Annotated in this window: 7 protein-coding genes, 1 tRNA gene and 1 pseudogene; 7 read left to right on the forward strand and 2 right to left on the reverse strand. The window is 39.4% G+C overall.

Going from position 1 to position 6,915, the window contains the following annotated elements; translation table 11 throughout:
• Positions 1-60: 60 nt before the first annotated feature.
• From P9B04_RS11595 to P9B04_RS11605, 3 genes are all read left to right on the forward strand, one after another.
• A complete protein-coding gene (locus tag P9B04_RS11595; protein ID WP_342055147.1) occupies positions 61-1,179 on the forward strand; it encodes an AMP-binding protein in 1,119 nt (372 codons plus the stop codon).
• A 209-nt stretch (positions 1,180-1,388) separates the two neighbouring features.
• A complete protein-coding gene (gene ruvX, locus P9B04_RS11600; RefSeq protein ID WP_342055148.1) occupies positions 1,389-1,838 on the forward strand; it encodes a Holliday junction resolvase RuvX in 450 nt (149 codons plus the stop codon).
• Positions 1,839-1,872: 34 nt separating this feature from the next.
• Positions 1,873-1,944: transfer RNA gene (locus P9B04_RS11605), tRNA-Gly, on the forward strand.
• 2 nt (positions 1,945-1,946) lie between these two features.
• Here P9B04_RS11605 and sixA read toward each other — a convergent pair.
• On the reverse strand, positions 1,947-2,444 hold the full coding sequence (gene sixA, locus P9B04_RS11610; protein ID WP_342055149.1) for a phosphohistidine phosphatase SixA: 498 nt from the start codon (positions 2,442-2,444) through the stop codon (positions 1,947-1,949).
• 26 nt (positions 2,445-2,470) lie between these two features.
• On the opposite strand from sixA, the gene P9B04_RS11615 reads away from it, so the two are divergent.
• The 3 genes from P9B04_RS11615 to larB all read left to right on the forward strand — a co-directional run bounded on the left by P9B04_RS11615 (position 2,471) and on the right by larB (position 5,147).
• Positions 2,471-3,358: a hypothetical protein gene (locus tag P9B04_RS11615; RefSeq protein WP_342055150.1), complete on the forward strand. Its 888-nt coding sequence runs from the start codon at positions 2,471-2,473 to the stop codon at positions 3,356-3,358.
• 104 nt (positions 3,359-3,462) lie between these two features.
• Complete coding sequence (locus tag P9B04_RS11620; protein WP_342055151.1) at positions 3,463-4,203, forward strand: hypothetical protein; 741 nt, start codon at positions 3,463-3,465, stop codon at positions 4,201-4,203.
• 137 nt (positions 4,204-4,340) lie between these two features.
• Entirely contained in the window at positions 4,341-5,147 is an 807-nt protein-coding gene (gene larB / locus P9B04_RS11625; RefSeq protein WP_342055152.1) for a nickel pincer cofactor biosynthesis protein LarB, read from the forward strand.
• 53 nt (positions 5,148-5,200) lie between these two features.
• Here larB and P9B04_RS11630 read toward each other — a convergent pair whose 3' ends face one another.
• Positions 5,201-5,542, reverse strand: a complete 342-nt coding sequence (locus P9B04_RS11630; RefSeq protein WP_342055153.1) for a rhodanese-like domain-containing protein — start codon at positions 5,540-5,542, stop codon at positions 5,201-5,203.
• 369 nt (positions 5,543-5,911) lie between these two features.
• On the opposite strand from P9B04_RS11630, the pseudogene P9B04_RS11635 reads away from it, so the two are divergent.
• Positions 5,912-6,915, forward strand: a pseudogene (locus tag P9B04_RS11635) (phosphatidic acid phosphatase); the annotation flags it as partial.

Here is a 6,915-nt window from a genome sequence, read left to right on the forward strand (position 1 = left end):
ATCTTTGTCCCCTAACTTTCGGCGAGTCCCCCCAGACTTTTTGAGAAGCTTCCTAGTTGGTTGCCTCACTTTCATGATATGGGATTAATTGATGGTATTTTAGAACCAATTTATAGCGGTATTTTAGGAATTTTAATGCCACCGATCGCTTTTTTGGGAAGACCTATTAATTGGTTAAAAGCGATTTCTGATTATGGTGTTACTCATAGTGGAGGTCCTAATTTTTGTTATGATTTATGTGTTAAGAAAATTTCCCTTGATCAACGAAAAAAACTAGATTTAAGTGTTTGGGAAACTGCTTATAATGGTGCTGAACCTTTACGATTTAAAACCTTAGAGCAATTCAGACAAGCTTTTGAAATTTATGGGTTTCAAACGAACTTTTTTTATCCTTGTTATGGTTTAGCTGAATCAACATTAATGGTTGCAGGTGGATATAGAAATAAACCAGCAACTGTATGTCAACTAGACACAGAAGCATTAGGACAAAATAAGGTCAAGGAAGCCACAGAAACAACTATAAAAAGTAAACAATTTATCAGTTGTGGTTATTCTAGATTAGATACAGAGATTATTATTGTTAATCCTCAGTCTTTAAAACCTTGTTTCCCTGACGAAGTAGGGGAAATTTGGGTTTGTGGTGAAAGTATTGCTCAAGGTTATTGGAATTTAGACCAAGAAACTCACCATACTTTTAATGCTTACGTTGGGAAACAAGGGCCTTTTTTACGGACAGGGGATTTAGGATTTATCAAAGATGGAGAATTGTTTATTACAGGCCGTTTGAAAGATATTCTCATCATTAAAGGTGAAAATTATTACCCCCAAGATATTGAAGAAACAGTAGCTAGAAGTAATATTGCTTTGCTAGAAAATAGTGGTGTGGCTTTTTCTGTATCTATTGATGGCATTGAAAAACTAATTATTGTGCAGGAGGTGAAACGAAGCTATAGAAAAAGACTAGATATTGACCAAGTTGTGGGTGATATTTGCCAAGCTGTTATGAAAGAACATGACATATCTATATATGATATTGTTTTAATCAGAACTGCTAGTCTTCCCAAGACTTCCAGTGGAAAAATCCAACGCCAAGCTTGTCAAAAGAAATATTTAGAAAATACTTTAAATAAATTAGTAGAAATAATTAGCAATCCAGTATTAGGAAAAAATAGAATTTAACTATGATGCAAATCGCTGATAATATCAGGAAAATACCGTGTCAATTAAAGATAGTTTTATTAACACGATATAGACATAACCTCAAACTTTCGACAGATATTTGAGCAATCATTACTAAAATATCAACATTGTTATCTAAAATCATCTACTGATTACCGAAGATGATTTAGTTTAAAATGGAGTTAAAAATATCTGAGTATTGATCAATTATGGAGCGAGTTTCTGCACTAGGGTTAGATGTGGGTAAAAAACGTATTGGGGTAGCAGGATGCGACGGAACAGGTTTGATTGCCACCGGTTTAACCACTATTGAACGTAAATCCTTTCCCCAAGATGTACAACAGTTACAAGGATTGGTCAGAGAAAGAGACGCTCAATTATTGGTGATTGGTCTTCCCTACTGTATGGACGGAAGCATCGGTTTTCAGGCTTTACAAGTACAAAAATTTGCTAAACGTATCTCCAAAGCCCTAGAACTGCCCGTAGAATACATCGATGAACGACTTACCTCCATTGAAGCAGAAGCTAAATTAAAGGCTCAAAAAAAATATTCTCGCCACAACAAGGGTTTAGTCGATCGCCTGGCTGCCACTATTATTTTGCAACAATGGTTAGATCAACGTCGTGGTTCTTCTACTTTAAACTTGACATTGTTATGATTCTATGTAACACTATAGTGTAGTGTCGAAAGATGCGGGTGTAGCTCAGTGGTAGAGCGTCACCTTGCCAAGGTGAATGTCGCGCGTTCGAATCGCGTCTCCCGCTCTCTAAATAAAAAACTTCGGGGATGTCAACAGAAAAAGTTCACTGTTGCCATTTGGGTTGATGGATGTTGGCAATTCTAACCCTATTATGCCAGCTTTCTTAAGCACTAAACTACCCTGATTATCCCCCCAAATTAGTGCTTCCCCCCAGTTGCCTAAGTTGGGTTGATGTCCAACCAGAGCAACGGTGCTTTTGTGGTGATGATACTCAGAATCTATCCACCAATCGATCCAACAATGAAGACTTCCACCAGGGGAAAGATGGCTAGATTCTACCAATTTATTGCTTAAACCAGCCTTGTGTAATATTTTAGCAGTCTGGGTTGCTCTGAGCAGGGGACTCGTTAAAATAATATCAAAACTAATCTTGATTTTCTTCAACCGTCGTGCAACTTTCTCAGTTTTCTCTCTTCCCAACTCTGTCAAAGGACGCGCCTCATCATTAATTAAATTACTTCTTTCTACCGCAATCCCATGACGGATAAGATACAGTTGTGTCATCTGTTAAATTTTCTCTAGAACCTACTATGAGTAAACCAATTTATGAGATTGTAGATCAATTACCCACCGACAACATGACCATCAAAGTCTTGAAAACCTTGGATTATGTGGTTCCTGGAGAATGGAATAACTTGGTGGGGTTTGAGAATACCATTCGCACTGTTACTGGAGAAACCGACGAGGACATGATCCAACAAATCGGTAATCGCGCAGTGTACCTATTCAATGATAAATCCCAAGGATACCAACGGGCCCTCTGGTTATACCAAACTATCGATAGTAGCGATAGTGCCTTAGGAGCGGCAGCTTTAGCCAATAAAATCGGCGAAAAAGTCTCCTTTTTGGGCTTTTTAAACCGCATTACTCCCAACCCTGATAAAGCTCAAGCCATCGATTTATGCTTAAAATTAGTGACAGAGTTAGTAGCGTTTTGTCAGATTAATGGTATTCCTGGGGACAGTATTGGGGATTTTGTTGGTTCTTTGGGGGATTATAGCGGAGAATCTTTGATGAGAATGGCCGCATTAGTTTGTTTAGATGGTTTAATCCCCCTTGGTCCAGATTTTATCATGAAAATTGAATCGAGTCTTAACGATCTTTCTCCCCAAGAATTGGAAAAGAATAGCACTTTTAAGAATATCAAAGAAGGCATTCCCGGCAATAAAACCAGTAATCAACTAAATTTTATCGGAGAAAGTTTTGACTCTGTTAAGGGATGGATGTCAGGATTTGTCGAAGAAAAAAATGTCACTCCTCAAGGACTATTTGATCGCTTAAGCAACTTTATCGAGTATTCAGAAGACAAACTGGATTATGTTGCAGCCTTTTTAGACATGACAACCAACTATTATGAACATACAGGAACCCAAACTTTAGCTAGACGACTAATAGAGAGAGCAGTAGCGGAAATTTAACTGTAACGTTTTTTAATCAAAAAAAAACATAGAGGCCCCTTAACCCCTAAACTGAGAATAGCCAGATTTTGGTAGCGCATTTAGAAACCATTAAGGGAATTATCATGGCAACTCCATCTGATCAAACGCAAAAGAAACCCCTAGAAATTCGGGAAATTCAAGAATTAGCCATCGCTATTTCGGCTAAAAATCTTAATCCCACCATGCTCTCTCAAGAGTTTCTCAAGCAAACAGGAATTGTTCCTAATGACTGGGAATTAGCTAAGAAGCCAGTTTTAGGACAAAATCTTTCACAAGTTACCTTCCAGAATGGTGTCAGTATCGTTGCTCAACCTCGCACCATTACCTTTATGGAGTCTTTAGGGGCAAAAACTCCTGATGAATTAAATATCCCTAAAGTTGCTCGTCAATATGTAGAAAAACTTGCTAACGCAGCTTATCAAGGACTATCTATTACTCCCAAAAGCTTAGTCCCCTTCCCAGGTGATAGTCAAGGTGCAAGAAACTTTATTACACAAAATCTCTTGTCTCCTGGTGACTGGCAAAATTACGGCAAGACACCTGTACAAGCTGGTTTAAACCTATTGTATCAACTAGATCGTTGTCAGTTTAGCCTAAACATTAATGAGGCTAAAATTCAAATGCCGGATAAATCTACTATCCCTGCTTTGTTATTTGCTGGAAACTTTAACTATAATTTGGCCGCAGCTAATCCTCAAGAAGTGATAGCTAAGTTACAAAAAGGAATCGATGATTGGCAAAGTGATTTAACCGCCTTCCAAGAGGTTGTCAATGAACGCTTTTTATCGCAAAAACAACCAGCGAGTTTATTCCCTGCAACCTAATTAATTATTAGGGGTCAGGCGTTAATTAGTAGGGTTAGGAAAGTATTTTCTTAACCCTTTTTATTTATTGCCAGTTATCACTCGTCACTGGCCACTGTTCACTATCCCCCACAAGTATAAAAACTGCCATAGACTGAATGAACCCTGATGCGCTACAAGAACTCCTCAAAGGTGTCTCCAGAGGAGAAATAAGTACCGAAACTGCTTTAGAACAACTAAAAAACTTTAACTTTGAATCGGTGGGGAACTTTGCAAAAGTTGACCATCATCGTCACCTTAGAACCGGGTTTCCTGAAGTTATTTGGGGACCGGGAAAAACTCCAGAGCAAATCATACAAATTATGACCACTATGGCCTCCCATTCTCCCGTGGTGATGGCTACTCGTATCGAAACTGCGATCGCAGAACAATTAGAAGCAGAGATACCTTCTCTAACTTATTACCCCACTGCTCGTATTTGCGCCTTACAAACCGCTCAAATTCCTTCTCAGGGACTGGGCGTAATTTCTATTCTGACGGCAGGTACAGCAGATTTACCAGTGGCTGAAGAAGCTGCCATCACGGCTCAGTTGTGTGGCTTTCAAACCCAAAAACTCTGGGACGTGGGGGTTGCAGGAATTCATCGTTTATTGAGTCACCGAGAATTATTAAATGCGGCAGATGTGATTATTGTCGTGGCAGGGATGGAAGGTGCTTTACCTAGTGTGGTGGCAGGGATGGTGGACTGTCCAGTTATTGGTGTTCCCACCAGTGTTGGCTATGGGACTAGTTTTGGTGGGGTTGCTCCTTTGTTAACTATGTTAAATTCCTGCGCTACCGGTATCGGCGTGGTTAATATTGATAATGGTTTTGGGGCAGCTATTCTAGCCGGGCAAATTTTACGTACTGCTAAACGAATCAATTCTAAAAGCAATAACCTACCCCAGACCAATAATCCAGGGTAGGTTATCCTTAAAAGTATGGAGATAGACTCCAGTCTAAACTAATGTGTTGTCGATTATCCTTCGACGGGATAACCGGCAGCTTTCCACGATTCAAAACCGCCTACTAATTCGGCAACGTTTTCATAGCCGGCATCACGAAGTTTATTGGCAGCCGTAGCAGTCTCTTTCTCGTTTCCACCGTAAACGTAAATGTCACGGATAAGTTCAAGGTTCATTAAAGCTCTATTCACTAATTCACCTACGGGGAAAGAAATAGCACCAGTGATATGGTTGTTGTTGAAAGCTTCTCTGCTTCTAGCATCGATGATGGTTAAAGCAGGTTCACCCCAATCAAGGCGTTGCTTGAGAGCGGAAACGTCAGACTTAATCTTAATGGGTTCTGGAATAGGAATCATAGAATTTTATGTGGAGACTTGCTACAACCTAAATGTAACAAATTATTACAAAAATGTAAAGTTTTGTTCAAAAAGATTGACAAGCAGGTTTTTCCACTAAAAAGAAGTGAGTTGTTAGTGTCCTAAGTATTTAAGTCATTAAGATTATTTCGTATTATTTGTACCTTCTATAATTTTCCTAGGAATGTCTTTTGAATAGACCTTTATTTTGAGTTGAATTTGATTAATAAGTAAATTAAAGTAATGTGTTTTATATCTTATATTTGTGAACTTTTTCAAATAACAAGATAATCTTCATAATTCTTGGTAGTAAGATTTTTAATAGTAAGCTCCCGTTATTAAAAACGGGTTTTAAATTCAGGAAATTGAATGATGTCTCAAGAAACACCACAAAACAGGGATTTTGATTCCCGTAGATCAGAAGCAGAAAAAATTCTTATCGAGAGGCTTAAAAGATCTGCCGCTGAATTCATAACAGAACAACCCGAAACAAATGGAGATCGAGAAGGGTTTAACAATAGGTCGATTAAAGCAAGAGGGCAAGACTTTAATTTAGCCGGGTTTGGTTCTTTTACCAAAACCTTAAAACACGATGAGAATGGTCTTGTTGACTGTGATTCCTTTCAATCTCTTTTAAAGGCGATCTCAACAGGAACCCAAGCAGAGTTTGAAAATGTAATTTTAGGAGGGGGAGAACGTTTACTAGTTAACCCCCTCAACGCTTATGCATTCCAACTGATCGGTAATGATTCCAACGGGGCCCGTATGGCAGCTGCGCCGGCTTTTGACAGTCGGAATACAGCCATTGATATGGTAGAACGCTATTGGATGGCATTGTGTCGGGACGTACGCTTTGATCAGTACGAAAAAAGCTTATTGATTAAAGAAGCTTGCGACGATCTCAATGCCTTGGATTTTGCTGATCAGTTTGGTTTTGAAGTAACCCCGCAAAACATCTTCCGAGGTCCTTATGAAGGATGCCAAGTGGGGCCTCACGTTTCTCAATTTTTACTGAAAGACTTTAACTTTGGCAATCAACCCATCCTTCAAACCTCCCTCTACCCCAGAGAAGGACTTGACTACATGACGGATCTTGACACCTGGAACTTAGTCAACAACGGGGATATCAATCCCAGCGGTACCGACATTCTAGATGGCAGACGCTACCTTCTAACTCTACGGGATGCTGGTCAATGGGTTCATGTAGATTTTCCCCATCAGTCGAGTCTCTGGGCGACTATTATTCTGCTTGGGCAAATGGCCGCTATTTCTGCAGCCAGTCCTTATGTCGAAGACATTACGAGAGGCCTTAAACAAGAAATTACCGAAAATCGGAGCATGAAAGCCCCTGGCTTCAGACATGGGGATGAAAT

Source organism: Crocosphaera sp. Alani8, from assembly GCF_038442745.1.
Classification (GTDB): domain Bacteria; phylum Cyanobacteriota; class Cyanobacteriia; order Cyanobacteriales; family Microcystaceae; genus Crocosphaera.

What these genes read in the sequence shown, in the direction of transcription:
- sixA (WP_342055149.1), bottom strand. Translation starts at nt 2,444, where the DNA reads ATGACACAACTGTATCTTATCCGTCATGGGATTGCGGTAGAAAGAAGT.
- P9B04_RS11630 (WP_342055153.1), bottom strand. Translation starts at nt 5,542, where the DNA reads ATGATTCCTATTCCAGAACCCATTAAGATTAAGTCTGACGTTTCCGCT.
- P9B04_RS11620 (WP_342055151.1), top strand. Translation starts at nt 3,463, where the DNA reads ATGGCAACTCCATCTGATCAAACGCAAAAGAAACCCCTAGAAATTCGG.
- larB (WP_342055152.1), top strand. Translation starts at nt 4,341, where the DNA reads ATGAACCCTGATGCGCTACAAGAACTCCTCAAAGGTGTCTCCAGAGGA.
- P9B04_RS11615 (WP_342055150.1), top strand. Translation starts at nt 2,471, where the DNA reads ATGAGTAAACCAATTTATGAGATTGTAGATCAATTACCCACCGACAAC.
- ruvX (WP_342055148.1), top strand. Translation starts at nt 1,389, where the DNA reads ATGGAGCGAGTTTCTGCACTAGGGTTAGATGTGGGTAAAAAACGTATT.